This window comes from uncultured Sphingomonas sp., from assembly GCF_902806265.1.
Lineage (GTDB): Bacteria > Pseudomonadota > Alphaproteobacteria > Sphingomonadales > Sphingomonadaceae > Sphingomicrobium.
Map to the genome: position 1 here is coordinate 1 of NZ_CADCVZ010000009.1, position 18499 is coordinate 18499.

The following is an 18499-nucleotide window of genomic DNA, read 5'->3' on the forward strand; positions in this document are numbered from 1 at the left end:
CTCGTAAGAGGAAACAAGCGCGCGCTCGAATACGCAGTGTTCCTCAGCGCCGACGCGCGTGATGGGGTTCTTACTTCTATACAGGAGTGGCGCGCCCGGTAGGATTCGAACCTACGACCTCAAGCTTAGAAGGCTCGTGCTCTATCCAACTGAGCTACGGGCGCGTTTGGCTTGCCTAACCGGCGGATGCGATTAAGCAAACAGGTTGCTCGTTCATCCTCGATTAAAGAGATCGGGAGCTGTATGCGGTGTCGATCTGGGGGTTGATTGATGGGAGTCTCGAACGCATTCGCCTTCATGGCGCTACTGGCTGCTCCGGCCGCCGCGGACGCCGTAATCATCGTGGTGTACACCGAGCCCATGAGCCTTGAGCAGCGGGCGGTGGTGCTGGGCTCGTCCGGGCCCGATCGGCTGATCCACTGTTCGACGCCGCCTGCTGTTCGCCAGTGCCGGGAAGTGCCGATCAAGCGGAAGCGCTAGGCGAGGGCGGTCTCGAGCAGGCCTTCGAACAGCCTGCGCCCATCGGTGTTGCCATGAGCTTCCTCGACCGCCCGCTCGGGATGCGGCATCATGCCCAGGACATTTCCGCCATCGTTGACGATCCCGGCGATGGAGTTGGCCGAACCGTTCACGGCACCCGAGTAGCGGAACGCAACGCGGCCCTCGCCCTCCAAACGCTGCAACGTCTCGGCGTCGGCCTGGTAGCTGCCGTCATGGTGGGCCACGGGCACCGTGATGCGCTCCCCGGCGCGATAGCGGGAGGTGAATAGGGTTTGGCTGTTTTCAACACTGAGCTCGACCGGGCGGCAGACGAAGCTCAGCCCTGAGTTGCGCATCAGCGCACCCGGGAGCAGGCCCGTTTCGGTCAGGACTTGAAAGCCGTTGCAGATGCCCAGCACCGGAACGCCGCGGCCCGCTGCCTCGGCCACCGCGCGCATCACCGGCGAGCGCGCCGCCATTGCTCCCGAACGGAGGTAATCGCCGTAGGAGAAGCCGCCCGGAATGCCGATGAAGTCGAGGCCGCTCGGCAGCTCGCTTTCGCGGTGCCAGACCATGTGCGGCTTGACCCCCGTGACCTGGTTCAGCGCCACTGCCAGGTCGCGGTCGCAGTTGGAGCCAGGAAAGACGATCACCGCGCTGTTCACCAGCCTACCCCAGTCGCTCGACGCGGAAGTTTTCGATAACCGTATTGGCAAGCAGCTTGCGGCACATCTGCTCGATCTCGCCGTCGTCTGTGCCCTCGGCCAACTCCAGTTCAATGAGCTTGCCGGCACGCACGTCCCGTACGCCGTCGAAACCGAGCCCTTTCAGGGCGTGGTGGATGGCCCGGCCCTGTGGATCGAGCACGCCGGACTTCAGGGTCACGAACACGCGGGCCTTCATCGGCTTTGGTCCTTGGGGAGAATGGAAGCGGCGCCGATATGCCGCCGGTGCTTGGGCGAGGCAAGCTTTACCGTCTGTTTACCCTGGCTGGTGCAGGTGGTCGCGGGGGAAGTGGAGGGCGACAATGAGCTTTATCGCGCTCGGCGCATTTATGATGATCCTGGGCTTCGGCAAGGCTTATGGTGCCTGGTCGGACGCCGGCGGGCAGCTGCATATCACCGTGATCATCTGCTTCCTGCTGGGCGCCGTCTGCGGCTATAAGGCCCGCGGCTAGAGCCATCCTTCACGGCGGTACCATTGCGCTGTCTCCGCTAGCCCGCGAGGCGCCGGAACCTCTGGCTGCCACAATTCCGGCGGCGGCTTGCGCGACGGATCGCTGACCCAGTCAGGGTGGCAGAAGTAGGCCGCACGGTCAGGCGTCAGCTTCGCCCGGTCGCGCCGTACTGCCCGATCGATCCGCGCGGCGGCCCGCAGCACGGCCGCCGGAACATGGAACAGGAAGGGCCGGCGATCCGCCGAGGCGCCGATCATGCGGGCGAAGTCCTTGTGGCTGTACCCGCCCGGCTGGTCGTCATCGGGTTCGTAGGTGACCCGGGATGGGGTTCGCGGCTCCGCCAGGCGCAGCAGCAGGCGGGCGAGGTCGTCAGCATGGATCAGTGACAGCCGTCCGGCGGGCGGCAGCGGCATGATCCCGGTCGACGCGGCTTTGAACAGCTCGAGCATCTCGCGGTCGCCAGGGCCGTACACTGCGGGCGGACGAACCACGGCCCAGTCGAGGCCCGAGCCGGTCACCAGCCGCTCGCCCTTGGCCTTCGACCCACCGTAGATCGAGAGCTCCGGCTCCCGCGCGGCGAGGCTGGACACGTGAACGAAGCGGCGCACCCCGGCGGCTGTTGCGGCGGCGAGGACAGCAAGGGTGCCCGCAACGTTGCCCGCCTCGAAGCCGGCCGCGGTTGGCGCGTTCACGATCCCCGCGATGTGAACCACCGCGTCGGCATCATGCACCAGGCGATGAAGAGCTTCGCGCTGGTCTAGCGCGCCTTCGATCCACTCAACCCCGTCGCGAGGCGGCTGCGGCCGCCGGGTCAAAGCCTTGATGCTGTGCGGACTTGCTTCGGCCAAGGTCAGCAGCCGGCCGCCGACGAAGCCCGTGCCGCCGGTCACCGCCAGCCTCAAAGCGGCGACCATGCCCGCTCTCCGGTACCCTCCTGCTGCTCCGCCCCGCGATCCTCGCCCAGCTTCTCGACGATGGTATCGAGCAGAGCGTCAACGCCGTCACCGGTTGCGGCCGAGATGATCAGCGGGTCGCCTCTGCCTATGCTGCGAATTGCGGCCTTGGCTGCCCCAAGGGCGTCGGGGTCGGCCAGGTCGGCACGGCTAAGCGCTACCACTTCGGCTTTGGCCTCCAGGCCCGCGCCATAGGCCTCCAGCTCGGACCGGATGACGGCGTAAGCCTCGCCCGGATCATCGCCAGCCGCGTCCACCAGATGCAGCAGCAGCTTGCACCGCTCTACATGACCCAGGAAGCGGTCGCCGATCCCGGCACCCTCGGCCGCGCCCTCGATCAAGCCCGGGATGTCGGCCAGCACGAACTCGCGGCCCTTGTGGCGGACCACGCCGAGCTGGGGGCGGAGGGTGGTGAAGGGATAATCTCCAACCTTGGCGGCGGCGTTGGTCGTGCGGTTGAGGAAGGTCGACTTGCCGGCGTTGGGCAAGCCGACCAGCCCGACGTCCGCAAGCAGCTTCAGCCGCAGCCATACCCACAGCTCCTCGCCCGGCCACCCCTGCTGGTGCTGGCGCGGCGCGCGGTTGGTGGACGTTTTGTAGCTGGCGTTGCCGCGGCCGCCGTCGCCGCCCTTCAGGAAGACCAGCCGCTGGCCTACTTCGGCGAGGTCGGCGAGCAGGGTCCGGTCCTCGTCGTCCGCCAGGATCTGCGTGCCGACCGGGACCTTGATCACCAGATCCTCGCCGCCCGCTCCGGTGCGGTTGGACCCGGCGCCGCCCTTGCCGCGAGGCGCCCGGAAGTGCTGGGTGTAGCGGAAATCGATCAGCGTATTCAGGCCCGGCACCGCTTCGAACACGATGTCGCCGCCCTTGCCGCCCTCGCCGCCGTCGGGCCCGCCATATTCGATGTACTTCTCGCGCCGGAAGCTGACGGCACCCGGCCCGCCCGCGCCCGACCGGAGGAAGATCTTAGCCTGGTCAAGGAAATGCATGGGGCGCCATGTAGGCAACCGGCCGGGCAAAGACCACCGAAGCGCTTCAGCTGAAGAAGCGGTACAGCCCGTAGCCGCTGGTCAAGGTCAGCACGATGCCGACCAGTACCAGCAGCTTGTCGGCTTCGATCCGTTTGGCAACCAAGGCACCGAGCGGCGCCGCAAGGATGCCGCCGATAAGCAGGCCGATCGTCGCGCGCGTAAAGGTTTCCCAGCCAAGCGTGAACAGAAAGGTGGCGGAGATAGTTACCGTCAGGAAGAACTCGGCCGTGTTGACCGTGCCAATGGTGGTGCGCGGAGTCGCGCCCTGGACCATCAGGTTGGAGGTAACGATCGGACCCCAGCCGCCGCCGCCTGCCGCATCCAGGAAGCCGCCGACCAGCCCGAGCGGCTCGACCACCTTGGGCTCGCGTTCCACATGGCGGTGGGTGGCTCCGCGCCACAGCAGGTAAAGGCCGATCAGGGAAAGGTAGCCGAGCACGATCGGCCGCGCCGTTTCCGCGTGCAGGTTGCTGATGACATAGGCGCCGAGAACGCCGCCGACGATGCCGGGCAAGACGATCCGGAAGAACAATTTCCAGTTCACGTTGCGATGCGCGACATGGCTGATGGCGCTCACCCCAGTGGTGAAGCTTTCCACCGTATGCACTCCTGCCGAGGCAGCGGCCGGCGGCACGCCAAGCCCGACCAAGAGGGTCGAGCTGATCACTCCGTAAGCCATGCCCAAGGCGCCGTCGATCAACTGCGCCGCGAAGCCGATCAGGATGAACGGGAGCAGGGCAGCGGGATCGGCAAACAGTTCCGTGATGGTGGCCCCCGTTCCTAATCTTCGCCCGCTGCATTGCCGCAAGCGTTCGCCGGCGACAAGGTGGCTGCACTAGCTGCCCGGCGGCCTTGGTGCATGAGCAGCGGGCCCAGCCACCGATGCTGGCAATCGCAGCGGCATCGCCTTACATTATCGGCAACGGTCACAAGAGAGCATCGCCTTGCCGCTGGCGCTTTTCGATTACCTAGACTCGGTCAAGGCGCGCGACCCGGCGGCGCGGAGCCGCTGGGAAGTGTTGCTCTACCCGGGCGTGCTGGCGCTCGGCTTACACCGTGTGGCCCACTGGCTGTTCGCGGGCCGGCTGTTCTTTCTGGCACGCTTCGTCAATCACCTTGCACGTTTCCTGACCGCCATCGACATCCATCCCGGCGCGACCATCGGCCGCAATTTCTTCATCGACCATGGCTTCACGGTGATCGGAGAAACGGCGCAGATCGGCGACAACGTCACTATCTACCAGAACGTCACTTTGGGCGGGACCAATCCGTCAACCGGGGTCGGAGGCAAGCGGCATCCCACCTTGAATGACGGCGTGGTGATCGGCTCGGGCGCGCAGGTGCTGGGGCCGATCGAGGTCGGCGCCGGGGCGCGGGTCGGGGCCAATGCGGTGGTGACCAAGGATGTTCTTGCCGGCACCACGGTGGTCGGCATCCCGGCCAGACCGGTGCCGATGGACGTAGTTCATTATAGTCCCGGGTTCGTCCCCTACGGCACCCCGTGCGGCGAAGATTGCGATCCGGCCCGCGCTCGGCTGACTGAGCTGGAAGAAGAGCTTGCAGCGCTTCGCCGGGAGGTAGCTGTGCTCAAGGCAACGCGGCAGGACGCGCCGGAGGCCAAAGCTTCGTGAGTGTCGTGCATCCCTTTCCGGTGCGTTCCGACCGGAAAGCCGTCACTACCTTCGAACGCGGCGAGCTGCAGCGCATCCTCGACCTTTACGGCCGGATGGTCGCGGCCGGGCATTGGCGCGACTACGCCATGCACTTCGCCCCCGACCTGGCGAGCTTTGCCGCCTTTCGCCGCTCGGCCGAACGGCCGGAGGTGCGGATCGAGAAGCGCCCATCGCTCCGGCAGAAGCAGGGCGTGTGGGCGCTGGTGTCCGAACATGGCGCGGTACTCAAGCGGGGCCACGAGCTGTCGCCCGTGCTGGCCCCGCTCGAGCGCCGGCTTATGCGGCTGGTCGAGGAGTAAGCCGCTCGCCCAAGGTCGGCAGCTTGCCGCTCAGGGCTGCGGGAAGCCGGGTGACGATCGCCGCCCGCGCTTGATGCCAGAAGGCCGACAGCAGCAGCAGGGCCGAACCGATCACCAGTGCGGTGAACGCCACGTTGAGTTCGACGGCGCCGACCGTCTCGAACAGACGATTGAGCGCAAACAGCACGTACGCGAGGGCTGAGACGAGCAACGCGCGGCGGTCGATGGCAAGCGCCGTGAGCCCCAGCGCAACGTAGAGCGCGATAACCGCCAGCCCTTCTCCGATCGAGGCGCTCCCGTCGTTGAGGCCGAGCAGGGTGAAGACCGGGTGCACGATCATCGGCGCAGCGAGCAGGTGGAGCCAGAAGGCGACGTCCGAGCGACGGGTCACGCGGCCGGGATCCGACGAGTCCCAGCGCATGGCGAACAGGAACACGCCGATGCCAAGGGCCAGAACGAAACCGAGCACGATGCGATCGATGCCGTCCACCGGGCCGATCGCGGCGACGAGCAAGCCCACGGCGACCGCGGCCGCAGCGGCAGCGCCCGCAGCGATGGTGATCGGCACGCGAAAGCGGCGCCAATGGAACCAGGTCGCAGTAACCGTAATCGCCGCGGCAACGGCGCCGATGACGCCGAAGACAGCGGTTGCCGTGCGTTCGTCGGCGTTGTCGAACGGATCGGGGCCAAGCACCTCGACCGCTCCGAGCATCAGCAGGAAGCCGCTTGTCGCCAACACGCCGCCGGCGAAAGCCAACAGAAGCAGAATGGAAGGCAGCGCCATTCGCCGCCTGGCGGTGAAGAACTCCGCAAGTCCCCAGGCAGTCGCGGCAACTGCGGCCGACGCAAGCGGGGAAGGGCCGTTAAAATCAAGCGTGAAGCCGATGGCCTCTCCGATGCTCTGCCCGATCCAGCCAACCGCAAAGAGCAGGATGGCCGCAGCGATGGACACGAAGATGTCGTTGAAGCCGGTAATCAGCCGGAAATGCTCTTCGTCGACCGCTGGCGTCGTGCGCTGCCGTTCCACATGGCTGCGCAAAGCGACCGCCGCGTCGGGGCTCAACGCCCCCGCGGCGATCGCGTCATCGATGTCCTGTTGCGAGTACATGAGCACCTCCCTGTCGCCCGCAGGCTAAGGGAGGTGTCTTACCATGTCAATACGGTGAGGCGCTTGGCTTAGCGGCAGCGATACCCCCCCTTGCGCCTCCGGTCGACATGGCGGCCGAGCAGCGCACCCGCCGCGGCGCCGATGATGGTGCCGGTGGCCCGCTCGCCCCGGGTGTCGACCGCGCGGCCGAGCAGCGCACCGCCGGCAGCGCCGACGATCAGGCCCGTGGTGCCGTTACGACGCTTGCACCGTAGGCGACCGTTGCCATCGTACCAGGTGCGGCCCTGGTAATAGCCCTGCCGGGCTTCGGCCGGGCTTGCGACAACGACAGCCGGAACCGTCATGGAGGTGGCAGCCAGTGCCATCAACATGGTCCGCATTGTGTATCTCCTCTTGCAAAGCGGTTCGTGACGTCTTGGTGGCAGAGGTAAGCTGAACGGCCCCCAACCGGTTTCGACAGTTAACCGACAGGAAGTGCCGTTAACGGCAGATCGAAGATGCTGGAAAGATGAGCAGGGTGCATGCTCGCTCACAGCTATATTGATCGATTCCGTGCGCGAAGCAGAGGAAAGATAATCGTTTCCTTTGAAAGGAGGTCCGGCCTAACGCACGCTCAACCAAGCTACCGAGGAGAATGGGTCCATGGACGCGAAGACAGGCGATGGCGCGCTAAGCGGTTGTCCGGTGAAGGGCGGCGTTCGTTCGCTGCTGGGACGCAAGAACAGCGACTGGTGGCCCGAGGCGCTGCCGCTCGAGATCCTCCATCAGCGCGGCGGTTCGCCCGACCCGATGGGTGACGATTACGACTATGCCGAAGCCTTCAACGCGCTCGACTACGATGCGCTCAAGGCCGATCTCACGGCCTTGATGACCGACAGCAAGCCGTGGTGGCCGGCTGACTACGGCAACTACGGCCCCTTCATGATCCGCATGGCTTGGCACGCGGCGGGCACCTACCGCACCGCGGACGGCCGCGGCGGCGCCAACAGCGGGCAGCAGCGCTTTGCCCCGCTCAACAGCTGGCCCGACAACGGCAATCTCGACAAGGCCCGCCGCCTGCTATGGCCTATCAAGCAGAAGTACGGCAAGCACATCAGCTGGGCTGACCTGTTCATCCTGGCCGGCAACGTCGCCATCGAGTCCATGGGTGGGCCGACCTTCGGCTTCGGCGGCGGCCGCCGCGACGTGTTCGAGCCGGAACGCGACATCTACTGGGGCGCCGAGGAGCAATGGGTCGCCAACGATCAGACCCGTATCCAGCCGGAGCGTGAGCTTGAACTGGAGCACCCGCTGGCGGCCATCCAGATGGGCCTCATCTACGTCAATCCGGAAGGCCCCGGTGGCAACGCCGATCCGCTCGGCTCTGCGCGCGACATCAAGATTACCTTCGAGCGCATGGCGATGAACCATGAGGAGACCGTGGCGCTCACCGCCGGCGGACACACGTTCGGCAAGTGCCACGGCGCGGGCGATCCGAGCCTGGTTGGCGACGCGCCCGAGGGTGCGGACATCGCCATGCAGGGCCTCGGCTGGACCAGCGGTCACGAGAGCGGCGTGGGCGAGCACACCATCACCAGCGGCCTCGAGGGCGCGTGGGTGAACACGCCCACCGAGTGGTCGGAGAACTACTTCAGGCTGTTGCTCGACTATGAGTATGAGCTGGTGCGCTCGCCTGCCGGTGCCCAGCAGTGGCAGCCGATCAACCAGCGCGAGGAGGACATGGCGCCCGACGCGCATGTGCCGGGCAAGAAGGTCCCGACCATGATGACGACCGCGGATATGGCGCTGAAGGTCGATCCCGAGTTCCGGGTCATCTCCGAGAAGTTCCGCAATGACCACGAGGCCTTCAAGGACGCGTTCGCTCGCGCCTGGTTCAAGCTGACCCATCGCGACATGGGGCCGAAGATCCGCTACCAGGGTCCGGAGGTTCCGCAGGAAGACCTCATCTGGCAGGACCCGGTTCCGGCCGGGACGGTGCCGGCGGACGGTGACGTGGCTGCTTTCAAGGACAAGATCTTGGGTGCTGGCTTCACGGTTGGCCAGCTGGTCAAGACCGCCTGGGCGTCGGCCTCCAGCTACCGCCGGACGGACCACCGCGGCGGTGCCAACGGCGCACGCATCCGCCTGGCGCCGCAGAAGGACTGGGCCGTCAACGAGCCCGACGAGTTGGCGCAGGTCGTGGCCAAGCTTGAGGAGCTCCGCGGCAACCTGTCGATGGCCGATGCGATCGTGCTGGCCGGCACGGCGGCGGTCGAGAAGGCGGCGCGCGATGCCGGCTCCGACATCGAGGTGCCGTTCACCGGCGGCCGCGGCGACGCGACCCAGGAGTGGACAGACGTCGAGAGCTTCGTGGTGATGGAGCCCGCGGCCGACGGCTTCCGCAATTACCTGAAGACCAAGCATTCGGTGAAGACTGAGGAGATCCTGCTCGACAAGGCGGCGCTGCTCGGATTGTCGGCACCGGAGATGACGGTGTTGGTGGGCGGCCTGCGGGTGCTCGGCGCCAATCATGGCAACAAGCCCGAGGGCGTGCTCACCGACCGTGTCGGCCAGCTGACCAACGACTTCTTCGTCAACCTGCTCGACAACGACACCTTCTGGGAAGTGGTCGACACCAGCGCGGACGAGGAGTTCATCGGCTATGATCGCGGCGGCCGGCAGGAGCGGTGGCGGGCGACCCGCACCGACCTCGTCTTCGGCTCCAACAGCCAGCTGCGCGCGACGGCCGAGGTCTATGCCGAGCGGGGCAACGAGCAGAAGTTCGTCCGCGACTTCGTGCGGGCCTGGACCAAGGTGATGAACGCCGACCGCTTCGACATGGTCGAGCAGGCTCAGCGGGCCGCGGATGTGGCTCCGGTAGACGCTTGAAGCTCAGGCTGCGGCGGGGTCGGCCTGCCGCAGCCGCTCGGCCGCTGGGTGGAGCGCGGCATGATGCCGCCGTAGCGCCTCGCCCAGCAGCCGGAACTCCTCGGCGCGCGGGCTGCCTCGGCGCCAGATCAACGCGATGCGGCGCGACGCATGGTCGGTGTTCAGCGGCCGGACGGTCACGCCGGTGCCGGCCAGCAATCCCGCATCCAGCGCCATCTGCGGGACCATGGTGATCCCCAGGCCGTTGTCGACCATCTGCACCAGCGTATGCAGCGACGTGCCCATCATGGTCGCCGAAGCGCGCAGCTCCGGTCGGTTGCAGGCCGACAAGGCATGGTCCTTCAGGCAGTGCCCGTCTTCCAGCAGCAGCAGTCGGCCAGGCGAGATTTCATCCGGGTCGACGGTAGAGCCCGCAGGTTCCTCGTCGCGCGGAAAGGCGATCAGCAGGTCGTCGTCGAACAGCTCCTCCGCATCAACATCGCCGCAGCCGAAGGGCATCGCCAGCAGCACGCAATCGAGCTGTCCACGCTGCAGCGAGTCGCAGGCCACCTGGCTGGTCTCCTCGCGCAAGTAGAGCTTGAGGTTAGGCCATTCCGCCCGCAACCCCGGCAGGAGCGGGGGCAGCAGGAACGGCGCCACCGTCGGAATGACGCCCATTCTCAGTTCGCCCGTCAGCGGCTCGCGCTCGGCTCGCGCCATGTCGGCCAATTCCTCGGCCTCATGGAGCACGCGCCGCGCCTTGGCGACGATTCGCTGGCCGAGCTGAGTGAAGCGCACGACCCGGCGGGTGCGCTCGACCAACGTGCTCCCGAGTAGCGTCTCAAGCTCACGCAACGACGCCGACAGCGTCGATTGGGTGATGAAGCAGCTGTCAGCCGCGCGGCCGAAGTGCCCATGGTCGTGCAGCGCCACCAGGTACTGCAGCTGTTTGAGGGTCGGGAGGTACATGCTCATCGCTATTTCTAATCAATAGCGAGCCATTAAGATACTTGAACGCTTAGTGCCAGTGCCTAGATAGTCTGGAGGCTAGGCGGCTTCGCTCTTTCACCTGTTTGTGGGCAGGTCAGTTTGGGCCGAGGCCGCGTACCAGCCGCAGGATTCTCTCCGGCCCCCTAGGAGAGAGCCCGCGCCCTCGCGGCGCGGAAGAGGAGGGGCTCCGTGTTCCCCCTGCGGAGCCCCTCTTTTCTTACTCTCGCAGCCGCTCCCCGGCGAGGGCCTCGACCTGAGTCGCGGCGATTTCCCGAACGGCCTCGCGCGGAAGGCCCGTCGCCCGGGCGACTTCCTCCCCTGCCAGGCTGTCGCCGATCGCCAGTAAGGTCAGTCCAAGGGTCATTCGGTCGACCGGCCGGGTGTCGCCGGCTGCCCGCATGATGCGGATGATCCGCTCGATGGTGGCGATCACCGGCTCCAGCGCTTCGCGCTGACGGGTCAGGGCAATCCAGCCGATCAGCTCGCCCGCGCCCTCGCGGCGGAAGGCTTCGAACATGGCGTCAATCACATCGCGCTCGGTGGCGGCGCCGGCCCGTCGCTGCTCAATCGCGCCCTCGATCGCCGTCGAGACGGTGCGCGCGATGTCCTCGGCCAGCGCGCGCTGTAGCCCGGCCGCGGAGCCGAAATGGTGGAGCAGGTTGGCGTGGGTCCGTCCGACCTTGCGTGCCACCGCCTGCAGCGTGACCGCTGCCGCACCCTCATCAATCAACAGTTCCCGCGCCGCCTTGACCGCAGCCGAGCGGCTCTCCTGGGGTGAAACCCTCTTGCGACCGAGCAGGTTTATTGACATCTTTGTAAGCACAGCTCACATAGCGGCGGAAGCAATGGTGAGTGGAGGACGGGCATGAGCGTTGCAAGCCTGAAGCGGGTGTCGGTTACGCCAAAGGATCTTACGATCACACCCCGCGATCGCCGTTTCGGGCGCGACGAGCAGACTCCGCGGTGGTGGCATGGTGGCGATCCGTACAAAACGGCGCTATTCAATTGCCTGTCGGCGACCTTTCCCAAGGGCGAGGCGTTCTTCGTGGAAAGCGTTCGCAAGTTCCGCGATGTGGCCGACGAGCAGCTGGCCGGCGAGATCCGCGCCTTCACGACCCAGGAAGTGATCCACAGCCGCGAGCATTTGGCGTTCAACAGCCGTGCGGCCGACGCTGGCTACGATCTCACCGAGCTGGAGCGGCGGGTCGAACAGCGGCTGGCGCTGACCCGGTCGCGACCGCCGATCGTCTCGTTGGCCGCGACGATGGCGTTGGAGCACTTCACCGCCATGCTGGCGCACGAACTGCTCAAGACGCCGCGGCATCTGGCTGGAGCCGACCAAGCCAGCGCCGACCTGTGGCGCTGGCATGCGGTCGAGGAGATCGAGCACAAGGGCGTCGCCTACGACACCTGGCTCGAGGCGACCAAGGACTGGACGCGCGCCAAGCGGTGGAAGATCAAAGCGCTGCTGATGCTGTACGTGACCCGTAACTTCATCGTCGACCGGACCGCAGGGGCGATCGAGCTGCTGCGGCAGGACGGTATCACCCGAGTCCGGGCGTGGATCCCGCTGCTCTGGGTCATGTGGGGACGCCCGGGCGTGTTCCGGAAGGTGTTCTCCGCCTGGGCCAAGTTCTTCCTACCCGGCTTCCATCCCTGGAACGAGGACGACCGCGCACTGATCGCCGGCTGGGACAGCGAGTATGACTATCGCCAGGAGCCGCCGGCCAAGCGGGTCCGGAGCGCGGTCTAAGCCGTCACTGCGAGAAGCCGAAGGGCGCCGAAGCAATCCAGTGAGTGCAGAACAGAACTGGATCGCTTCGCTGCGCTTGTGATGGCGGATCAAGCCGCGATCTTCTGCTCCGTCGGCTCGGCCAGGCTCAGCCGTAGCAGTCGCGTCATCACTTCGCCGTCGCGGGCGCAGCTCATCCGGGGAGCCGTCACGCCGGTGGGCGCGAAGCCGAGCTTCTCCAGCACCCGGCCGGATGCGGGGTTGTCGAGGAAGTGCGAGCCCTCCAGCTGGGTGAAGCCCAGCGTCCGGGCGATCTCCAGAAGCTGATACCCGGCTTCGGTCGCGAAGCCCTTGCCCCAGTGGACGCGAGCGATCCAGTAGCCGAGCTCAACCGCGCCCGATGGCCGGCGGCCAAGCCCGCACGCTCCCACCAGCTCCGGCGCAGCGTTCGTCCGGGCGAACAACAGAAAGGTCGGCAGCGCCGGGTCCTTGGGCGAGGCCAGAAAGGCTTCTGCCTCGCGCAGGCCGTAAGGCCAGGGTGCGGTGGCGAGATTTCGCACGATCGCCTCGTCGGCGATGGCAGCCGCGAGTGCCGGCGCATCTTCCGCCCAACCTGGCCTCAGCAGCAATCTTTGCGTCCGCGCGAACATTGAAACTTCTCCCCACTCCGGCGCCCGCCTAGCCGGGCTCCGTGACAGTTTCGGGAGAAGATGGTTGCCCCTGACACGAAGAAAGGGAGAGGAGGGGGCTTCCCTCTTCTCCCTTTGACTTGGCATCCGGTTTGCGGATCTCGGTCTGGGCGGCCCCCTCGTGGAGACCAGCCCGTCAGCGACCAGTCCCTATTCTGCTGCCTCGGTCGCCGGCATAATGCCCTCGACGTGGACAAACTTGCGGCCTTGGCGGCCGTCGCGAAACGCAACTCGGCCGTCACAAAGAGCGAATAGGGTATGGTCTTTGCCCAGGCCGACGTTGGTCCCCGGGTACCAGCGCGTGCCGCGCTGACGCACGATGATATTGCCGCCGCGAACGGTCTCACCGCCGAACTTCTTCACGCCCAGGCGCTTGCTTTCGGAGTCGCGGCCGTTGCGTGACGAACCGCCAGCCTTCTTATGTGCCATGCGAGTTAAGCCTCAGGAGTCTCGTTCGCGCCGCCCTTAGCAGGTGCAGCATTGTCTGTCGATACGTCGTGCGTAGCTTCGGTGCCCGCATCCGCCGGAGCGACGCCCTCGAAGCTGGTCGCTTCCTGCGGGGCAGGCCCTGGAACGGCCTCGTCCGTCGCCGCCGGCGCGGGCGCCGCAGCGGCCTTGCTCCGGCTCTTCTTGGGGGCAGGCGCGCCCTCGGCCGGCTGCTCGCCGCCACTCGCCGGTGCGGCTGCGCTCGCGCTCTGCTGCGCAGTCTGCCCGCCAACGGACACAATCCGCAGGATGGTGTGCTGCTGACGATGGCCCTTCTTGCGCCGGTAGTTATGCCGCCGGCGCTTCTTGAACACGATCACCTTCTCGGCCTTGGCCTGGGCGATGATCTCCGCGGCAACCGTCAGCCCGTCCGTGCCCTTGAGGTCGGAGCCGTCGCCCGCCAAGAGCACGTCGGAGAGGGTGACGCTGTCGCCGGCATTGCCGTCCAGCTTCTCGACGACGATCTTGTCTCCCGGGGCAACGCGATACTGCTTGCCGCCCGTGCGCACGATTGCGAACATTGGCTCTTCTCTTTTTGTCTTGTGATCCCGCTTCCGCACGCATGCTGGCGCCGGACGCCGAGCCCCGCGCGGAAAGCGTGCCGCCTAGGGGAGGGTGCCGCAGGTGTCAACCAAAGGAGCTTAGTGCCGGTGCTCCCGCCGCAGCCGGTAAAGGCCGGGCTCGAAACCGTCGAACAGGCCGTCAATCGCGGGATGGTCGATCGGCTCTTCGTCCTCGTCCGGCACCAGGTTCTGCTGGCTGACGTAAGCGACGTAGCTCGACTCCGCGTTCTCGGCGAGCAGGTGGTAGAAGGGCTGGTCCTTGTGCGGGCGGATCTCGGGCGGGATCGCCTCGTACCATTCTTCGGTGTTGGCGAAGACCGGGTCGACATCGAAGATCACGCCGCGGAAGTCGAGCAGCCGGTGGCGCACGACCGCTCCAATCCCGAAGCGGGCCCGGGTGACCGGAGCGGCAATGGGGTCGCGGTTCGCGTCGGTTGAACCTTGGGTCGCGGACATGAACCCAATCTAATGGCGCGGCGCGGCAGGGCAAGCCCGCCTGCAGCGCGAGGCTAGGCAAGGCCCCCGACCGCTGCTAGAGGCCCGCTCGCGACCGCCGGCACAAGCCGGGCAGCACTTCGTGACAGAGCGGAGAGGTGGCTGAGTGGTCGAAAGCACCGCACTCGAAATGCGGCGTGCGGGCAACCGTACCGTGGGTTCGAATCCCACCCTCTCCGCCAAGCAGTTAAGTGATTGTGTTTGCTGGCTAAATGGCCGGGCGTAGTACGGCAGTAGCACGCCACTTCTTGGCTATTAGTCGCACCGAGAGAGCTCTTGTCTAAAGCGCTCCTTACGCCGTGTTCACGCGTTTTCTCCGGCGGCAGGTTCGGTGGTCTGGGATCTGGTAGTTCAGCTTACCTGCGTGAAGCCGAACTCGCGCCGTTGATGGACCCAGTGGAGGCTGACTGCTCGAGGCCCCGTGAGAGCATCGCTTGTGAGCTGGAGAGGCGCTTGACCATTCAGAATGGCGGTCAGGATAGCAGGGTCGAGGAAGGCCAAGCGTACCAGACGAACCACGTAGCCGCCGGTAACACCTTCGCGGCGACCGATGGCTTCCAAGGTCAGTCCGGGGTCGGTCTGGAGCTCCTGCCACCACTGCCGTCCGCGATGGATAAGCTGCAAAAGCGGCAGGTTGACGTTTGGAGTGGCAGGACTTCCGCTCGGCATTACGAGCTTCATCCCACCGCCACGCCGCTTCATGGTTGCGATTGCCGAGATGCTGAAGGCGTCGCTTGAGGGAAGGCGGGAGAGCTGCAGCGCAGCAGCGAGTTGCCGCGCATGCAAGGTGATGCGCACCTCGCCTGTGGCCAGCTGAACCTGCGCAAGTAACTTCCGCAGCAGCGCTGCACCCTTACGCGAGCGGAAGGACAGTTCGCCGGAAAGCTGCTGGCCGGTATGAAGCAGCCCTGGGAAGTCGGCAGCCTCTGGCAGCGGCACGTTCAGCGCAGCTACGAGTGCAACCGGGTCGGCAAGCGCCTCAGACACCCGCGTTCGAACCAGTGTCTCGATTTCGCGGGCAGGTAGTCGCCAACCCTCAGCGACCTTTGCATCAGGCGCACGCTGGAGGTTACGGCTGATGTAGTAGCGGTAGCGTAGCTTGCCCTTGCAGGCGTGACTGGCGACCATGGGAACGCCGCGATCGTCGAGCAGCAGTCCGGCAAGCAGGCTTGGCTCGGCGGCGCGCTGCCCACGCTGCTCAACGGTGCGATTGGCAGCAAGCTGTTCGCGAGCGGCTTGGAATGTCTCGGGCTGGATGATGGCAGGATGGTTGCCGGAGTAGGAGCGTCCGCCGTGCTCAATCCGGCCGATGTAGGTCTCGTTGGCAAGGATGCGGTAGACCTGCCCGCGGGTGAAGGGTGATCCACCGTAGGTACGGTCGTTGGCGGATGTACGCTGGGGTGTCCGCAAGCCCTCTGCTTCCAGCTGCTCGGTCACAGCGCTGACCCGACCGAGCTGCAGGTAGAGTTCGAAGATGCGCCGGACGGCCGATGCATGCTCGTCTACTACCGCCAGGCTTCGTCCATCCGCGCGATAGCCGATCGGCGGCGTGCCCCCCATCCACATGCCCCGCGCCTTGGATTGCGCGATCTTGTCGCGGATGCGCTCGGCGGTAACCTCGCGCTCGAATTGGGCAAAGGACAGCAGCATGTTGAGCGTGAGCCGGCCCATGCTGGTGGTCGTGTTGAACGACTGGGTAACAGAGACGAAGCTCGTGCCCGCCTTGTCGAACGCCTCGACCAGCTTGGAGAAGTCGAGCAGCGAGCGGGTGAGCCGATCGACTTTGTAGACTACGACCACGTCAATGTGCTCGGCAGCGATGTCCGCCAATAATCGCTGCAGCCCAGGGCGGGCGAGCGTGCCGCCGGAGATGCCGCCGTCCTCGTAGCGAGCAGGAACGAGCTTCCAGCCCTCGCTGGCCTGGCTCTTGATGTAGGCGGCGCAAGCCTCCTGCTGGGCATGCAGGCTGTTGAAGTCCTGCTCGAGACCTTCCTCGCTCGACTTGCGGGTGTAGATCGCGCAGCGGACCTTGCTCATGCCGCCTGCCGGCGCTTGGGCTTGGTCCCGAAGAAGGCTGGGCCGGACCAGCGCGTGCCGGTGATGGTCCGAGCAATCTCGGACAGGCTGTTCCAGTCCTGCTCGCCCCAGCGGTAGCGGCCCTCATCGGTGACCGACACCACATGCACCTTGCCGCGCCACTCGCGTATGAGCCTGGCACCAGCTTGCGGAGCCGTAACAGAGCGGCCCCGAACCGCGTCTCGCAAGCGCTTCTCGGTGGCTTTGGGAACGCCGCCCAGCACCTTGGACTGGAGGTGGTGCGCCAACGCGAGGCGAAGCAGCCCCGCGCTGACGTTGGGCGGGCTGGTCTTGACCCACCTGCCCCAGGCAAGCCGAAGCTCGCTACGGCTCATCCATTCTAGCTTGGTGAGTTCAGCATCGAGGTCGATTCGGCTCACTTGGGCGCGACCGCCCGGTAGGTGCGCAGGCCATCGACCTTGTCGCTGGTGATGCCGTAGCCCTTCTTCTTCAGCCCGGTGAGTGCCGCCCGCACGGTGTGGGGGAGCCAGCCGGTGCTCTCCACCATGTGATCGAGGGTGGCACCATCATCGCGCAGCAGCATGGCAGCGAGCCGGTCCTGCTTGCTGGGCTGCTTGGGGTCGGCAGGCCCATTGCGGCTGCTCGCGTCTGGGCTCTTGCTCGCCTTGCTTTTACGAGTTGGCTTTCCGGTTCCGGTCGAGGTACTTGGGTTGGTCATGTGAGTCCTCCGGTGGTCGGCAGCCCTTTGCTGCTTCCACCGCCCACAGCCCTGCCGGCGCGCACGCAGGGCAGCAGCGCCCAGCGGGCACCGCGACTCACTGACATCTCCAATGCTCTGCCCGCGCGCGAAGTCGACTGGATTGTGCGCCCTTGCCGACCAAGCCCGCAGCAATCAGAACACCAGCGCTCCTGGAGACAGGAGCGGGCGTGAGGACCTCAAGCAAAGCAAACCGGTCGAGCTATCGGCCGGGTGGCGGGCGCGTATGTCCAAGGCTTGGGCCCAAGGAGTCCGCGCCTAAGGTAAGCTTGTTGCTGCCCAACGCTGAATGACAGCAGGCATCTAGACGCGCCGATCGAAGCCTCACGTCTGGCGTACACGCGGCCAAACGGCTGCTTCTGGTGGCAAGCGGACTGGCAGCTTTTGGGCGAGCAATGCCGATAAGCTGCCGCTTGTTCAGGCGGACCAAGACGTCGGCTTAGCGCCCAATTCGGCCCGCTCAGGCTGGGATGACCCCTACCCGTAAGCGGACGCTTGTTCACAATGTGAGCCGGTGTCCGCTTATGATTTCAAGCGGACGGCGGGCATCTCACCGAGATCTCGCTGGCTGCGTGCGAGCCGTTCTGTACGTTAAGCGGAGAGCTGGGCTGAAAAGGCGCGTGACCTTTGAAAGGGACATCTGTCGTGTTTCGGTGGTTGCGCCGGAGCGTCTCATAGCTACCCAGACAGACGGAAGCACGACGGGTGATAGGGGGAGTCTGATCATGCTCACACGTCGACAGATGCTCGTTGCCAGTTTCGCGCTCGTCTCTGCCTGTGCATCACCAAGCAGCGGCCGGGAGCTTGGTGCCCGAGCGGGTTTCGTTCGCAGGGCGGGAACCCAGTTCCGGGTCGATGGTCGCCCGTACCGCATCATCGGCACGAACATGTGGTACGCTCCCTTCCTCGGTGCGGAAGCTCCGATCGGTAGTCGCGATCGGCTGCACCGCGAGCTCGATCGACTCTCGGCTCTCGGCATCAACAACATCCGTATCCTTGGCTCCGCCGAACTATCCCCCCTGGAGAACTCGATCGCCCCAGGCTTCCGCGACCGTGGCTCCACCTACAATGAGACCTTGCTCCAGGGTCTGGACTTAACGCTTGCCGAGATGGGGCGCCGCAACATGCAAGCGGTCATCTACCTGACCAACTTCTGGGAATGGTCAGGCGGCATGGCGACCT

22 protein-coding genes, 2 tRNA genes and 1 pseudogene are annotated in these 18499 nt (G+C 65.9%); 8 read left to right on the forward strand and 17 right to left on the reverse strand.

The window, feature by feature from the left end; genetic code table 11:
- Positions 1-87 precede the first annotated feature (87 nt).
- Positions 88-164 (reverse strand) — tRNA-Arg (locus QZX62_RS02505).
- Between the two features lie 106 nt (positions 165-270).
- Between QZX62_RS02505 and QZX62_RS02510 the strand changes: the two genes are divergently transcribed.
- Positions 271-480, forward strand: a complete 210-nt coding sequence (locus QZX62_RS02510; RefSeq protein WP_294171901.1) for a hypothetical protein — start codon at positions 271-273, stop codon at positions 478-480.
- Here the strand turns inward: QZX62_RS02510 and purQ are convergent.
- Both purQ and purS read right to left on the reverse strand, forming a co-directional pair.
- Complete coding sequence (purQ, locus tag QZX62_RS02515; protein WP_294171903.1) at positions 477-1145, reverse strand: phosphoribosylformylglycinamidine synthase subunit PurQ; 669 nt, start codon at positions 1143-1145, stop codon at positions 477-479. The genes QZX62_RS02510 and purQ overlap by 4 nt on opposite strands.
- A 4-nt stretch (positions 1146-1149) precedes the next feature.
- Complete coding sequence (purS, locus tag QZX62_RS02520) at positions 1150-1383, reverse strand: phosphoribosylformylglycinamidine synthase subunit PurS (protein ID WP_294171905.1); 234 nt, start codon at positions 1381-1383, stop codon at positions 1150-1152.
- Between the two features lie 124 nt (positions 1384-1507).
- Here purS and QZX62_RS02525 point away from each other — a divergent pair, with 124 nt between their 5' ends.
- Positions 1508-1657 carry a hypothetical protein gene (locus tag QZX62_RS02525; protein WP_294171906.1) on the forward strand — a complete coding sequence of 50 codons (150 nt, stop codon included), beginning with the start codon at positions 1508-1510 and terminating at the stop codon, positions 1655-1657.
- Here QZX62_RS02525 and QZX62_RS02530 read toward each other — a convergent pair.
- The 3 genes from QZX62_RS02530 to QZX62_RS02540 are packed head-to-tail and all read right to left on the reverse strand — an operon-like array spanning position 1654 to position 4407.
- Positions 1654-2571 (reverse strand): NAD(P)-dependent oxidoreductase, encoded by a 918-nt coding sequence (locus QZX62_RS02530; protein WP_294171908.1) that lies wholly within the window; start codon positions 2569-2571, stop codon positions 1654-1656. The genes QZX62_RS02525 and QZX62_RS02530 overlap by 4 nt on opposite strands.
- On the reverse strand, positions 2556-3599 hold the full coding sequence (obgE, locus tag QZX62_RS02535) for a GTPase ObgE (protein ID WP_294171910.1): 1044 nt from the start codon (positions 3597-3599) through the stop codon (positions 2556-2558). The genes QZX62_RS02530 and obgE overlap by 16 nt, the downstream gene beginning before the upstream one ends.
- Positions 3600-3645: 46 nt before the next feature.
- A complete protein-coding gene (locus QZX62_RS02540; RefSeq protein ID WP_294171931.1) occupies positions 3646-4407 on the reverse strand; it encodes a sulfite exporter TauE/SafE family protein in 762 nt (253 codons plus the stop codon).
- 178 nt (positions 4408-4585) lie between these two features.
- Between QZX62_RS02540 and epsC the strand changes: the two genes are divergently transcribed.
- A complete protein-coding gene (gene epsC / locus QZX62_RS02545; RefSeq protein ID WP_294171912.1) occupies positions 4586-5272 on the forward strand; it encodes a serine O-acetyltransferase EpsC in 687 nt (228 codons plus the stop codon).
- Positions 5269-5613 (forward strand): DUF2794 domain-containing protein, encoded by a 345-nt coding sequence (locus QZX62_RS02550; protein WP_294171914.1) that lies wholly within the window; start codon positions 5269-5271, stop codon positions 5611-5613. Before epsC ends, QZX62_RS02550 begins: the two co-directional genes overlap by 4 nt.
- Here the strand turns inward: QZX62_RS02550 and QZX62_RS02555 are convergent.
- Together QZX62_RS02555 and QZX62_RS02560 are read right to left on the reverse strand one after the other, a co-directional pair.
- On the reverse strand, positions 5591-6721 hold the full coding sequence (locus tag QZX62_RS02555) for a hypothetical protein (RefSeq protein ID WP_294171916.1): 1131 nt from the start codon (positions 6719-6721) through the stop codon (positions 5591-5593). The genes QZX62_RS02550 and QZX62_RS02555 overlap by 23 nt on opposite strands.
- Positions 6722-6789: 68 nt before the next feature.
- A complete protein-coding gene (locus QZX62_RS02560; RefSeq protein WP_294171917.1) occupies positions 6790-7101 on the reverse strand; it encodes a glycine zipper 2TM domain-containing protein in 312 nt (103 codons plus the stop codon).
- Positions 7102-7363: 262 nt separating this feature from the next.
- On the opposite strand from QZX62_RS02560, the gene katG reads away from it, so the two are divergent.
- On the forward strand, positions 7364-9589 hold the full coding sequence (gene katG, locus QZX62_RS02565) for a catalase/peroxidase HPI (protein ID WP_294171918.1): 2226 nt from the start codon (positions 7364-7366) through the stop codon (positions 9587-9589).
- Positions 9590-9592: 3 nt separating this feature from the next.
- Here katG and QZX62_RS02570 read toward each other — a convergent pair whose 3' ends face one another.
- Together QZX62_RS02570 and QZX62_RS02575 are read right to left on the reverse strand one after the other, a co-directional pair.
- Complete coding sequence (locus QZX62_RS02570) at positions 9593-10543, reverse strand: LysR substrate-binding domain-containing protein (RefSeq protein WP_294171919.1); 951 nt, start codon at positions 10541-10543, stop codon at positions 9593-9595.
- A gap of 232 nt (positions 10544-10775) precedes the next feature.
- Entirely contained in the window at positions 10776-11369 is a 594-nt protein-coding gene (locus QZX62_RS02575; RefSeq protein ID WP_294171920.1) for a helix-turn-helix domain-containing protein, read from the reverse strand.
- 54 nt (positions 11370-11423) lie between these two features.
- Between QZX62_RS02575 and QZX62_RS02580 the strand changes: the two genes are divergently transcribed.
- The gene (locus QZX62_RS02580) at positions 11424-12311 is read left to right on the forward strand and encodes a metal-dependent hydrolase (RefSeq protein ID WP_294171921.1); all 888 of its coding nucleotides are present in this window, start codon (positions 11424-11426) and stop codon (positions 12309-12311) included.
- Positions 12312-12400: 89 nt separating this feature from the next.
- Here the strand turns inward: QZX62_RS02580 and QZX62_RS02585 are convergent, their stop codons facing one another.
- The 4 genes from QZX62_RS02585 to hspQ form a co-directional block, all read right to left on the reverse strand.
- Complete coding sequence (locus tag QZX62_RS02585; protein ID WP_294171922.1) at positions 12401-12940, reverse strand: GNAT family N-acetyltransferase; 540 nt, start codon at positions 12938-12940, stop codon at positions 12401-12403.
- A 189-nt stretch (positions 12941-13129) separates the two neighbouring features.
- A complete protein-coding gene (gene rpmA / locus QZX62_RS02590) occupies positions 13130-13408 on the reverse strand; it encodes a 50S ribosomal protein L27 (RefSeq protein WP_294171923.1) in 279 nt (92 codons plus the stop codon).
- A 5-nt stretch (positions 13409-13413) separates the two neighbouring features.
- Positions 13414-13986, reverse strand: coding sequence for a 50S ribosomal protein L21 (gene rplU / locus QZX62_RS02595; RefSeq protein WP_294171925.1), 573 nt, complete (start codon positions 13984-13986; stop codon positions 13414-13416).
- 120 nt (positions 13987-14106) lie between these two features.
- Complete coding sequence (gene hspQ / locus QZX62_RS02600; RefSeq protein ID WP_294171926.1) at positions 14107-14484, reverse strand: heat shock protein HspQ; 378 nt, start codon at positions 14482-14484, stop codon at positions 14107-14109.
- A 131-nt stretch (positions 14485-14615) separates the two neighbouring features.
- Here hspQ and QZX62_RS02605 point away from each other — a divergent pair.
- Positions 14616-14705 (forward strand) — tRNA-Ser (locus QZX62_RS02605).
- Between the two features lie 169 nt (positions 14706-14874).
- On the opposite strand, the gene QZX62_RS02610 is transcribed toward QZX62_RS02605, so the two are convergent.
- Genes QZX62_RS02610 through QZX62_RS02620 form a run of 3 tightly spaced genes read right to left on the reverse strand, consistent with a single transcriptional unit; the run spans position 14875 to position 17278 of the window.
- Entirely contained in the window at positions 14875-16560 is a 1686-nt protein-coding gene (locus QZX62_RS02610) for a recombinase family protein (RefSeq protein ID WP_294171927.1), read from the reverse strand.
- Entirely contained in the window at positions 16557-16979 is a 423-nt protein-coding gene (locus QZX62_RS02615) for a DUF2924 domain-containing protein (RefSeq protein WP_294171928.1), read from the reverse strand. Before QZX62_RS02615 ends, QZX62_RS02610 begins: the two co-directional genes overlap by 4 nt.
- A complete protein-coding gene (locus QZX62_RS02620; RefSeq protein WP_294171929.1) occupies positions 16976-17278 on the reverse strand; it encodes a DUF3489 domain-containing protein in 303 nt (100 codons plus the stop codon). Before QZX62_RS02620 ends, QZX62_RS02615 begins: the two co-directional genes overlap by 4 nt.
- A 926-nt stretch (positions 17279-18204) precedes the next feature.
- Between QZX62_RS02620 and QZX62_RS02625 the strand changes: the two are divergent.
- Positions 18205-18499: pseudogene (locus QZX62_RS02625) on the forward strand (mannanase); the annotation flags it as partial.

Coding starts and splice junctions, on each gene's coding strand:
- QZX62_RS02510 (WP_294171901.1), top strand. CDS start 271: ATGGGAGTCTCGAACGCATTCGCCTTCATGGCGCTACTGGCTGCTCCG.
- purS (WP_294171905.1), bottom strand. CDS start 1,383: ATGAAGGCCCGCGTGTTCGTGACCCTGAAGTCCGGCGTGCTCGATCCA.
- QZX62_RS02525 (WP_294171906.1), top strand. CDS start 1,508: ATGAGCTTTATCGCGCTCGGCGCATTTATGATGATCCTGGGCTTCGGC.
- QZX62_RS02530 (WP_294171908.1), bottom strand. CDS start 2,571: ATGGTCGCCGCTTTGAGGCTGGCGGTGACCGGCGGCACGGGCTTCGTC.
- obgE (WP_294171910.1), bottom strand. CDS start 3,599: ATGCATTTCCTTGACCAGGCTAAGATCTTCCTCCGGTCGGGCGCGGGC.
- QZX62_RS02555 (WP_294171916.1), bottom strand. CDS start 6,721: ATGTACTCGCAACAGGACATCGATGACGCGATCGCCGCGGGGGCGTTG.
- QZX62_RS02560 (WP_294171917.1), bottom strand. CDS start 7,101: ATGCGGACCATGTTGATGGCACTGGCTGCCACCTCCATGACGGTTCCG.
- katG (WP_294171918.1), top strand. CDS start 7,364: ATGGACGCGAAGACAGGCGATGGCGCGCTAAGCGGTTGTCCGGTGAAG.
- QZX62_RS02570 (WP_294171919.1), bottom strand. CDS start 10,543: ATGAGCATGTACCTCCCGACCCTCAAACAGCTGCAGTACCTGGTGGCG.
- QZX62_RS02575 (WP_294171920.1), bottom strand. CDS start 11,369: ATGTCAATAAACCTGCTCGGTCGCAAGAGGGTTTCACCCCAGGAGAGC.
- QZX62_RS02580 (WP_294171921.1), top strand. CDS start 11,424: ATGAGCGTTGCAAGCCTGAAGCGGGTGTCGGTTACGCCAAAGGATCTT.
- QZX62_RS02585 (WP_294171922.1), bottom strand. CDS start 12,940: ATGTTCGCGCGGACGCAAAGATTGCTGCTGAGGCCAGGTTGGGCGGAA.
- rpmA (WP_294171923.1), bottom strand. CDS start 13,408: ATGGCACATAAGAAGGCTGGCGGTTCGTCACGCAACGGCCGCGACTCC.
- rplU (WP_294171925.1), bottom strand. CDS start 13,986: ATGTTCGCAATCGTGCGCACGGGCGGCAAGCAGTATCGCGTTGCCCCG.
- hspQ (WP_294171926.1), bottom strand. CDS start 14,484: ATGTCCGCGACCCAAGGTTCAACCGACGCGAACCGCGACCCCATTGCC.
- QZX62_RS02610 (WP_294171927.1), bottom strand. CDS start 16,560: ATGAGCAAGGTCCGCTGCGCGATCTACACCCGCAAGTCGAGCGAGGAA.
- QZX62_RS02620 (WP_294171929.1), bottom strand. CDS start 17,278: ATGACCAACCCAAGTACCTCGACCGGAACCGGAAAGCCAACTCGTAAA.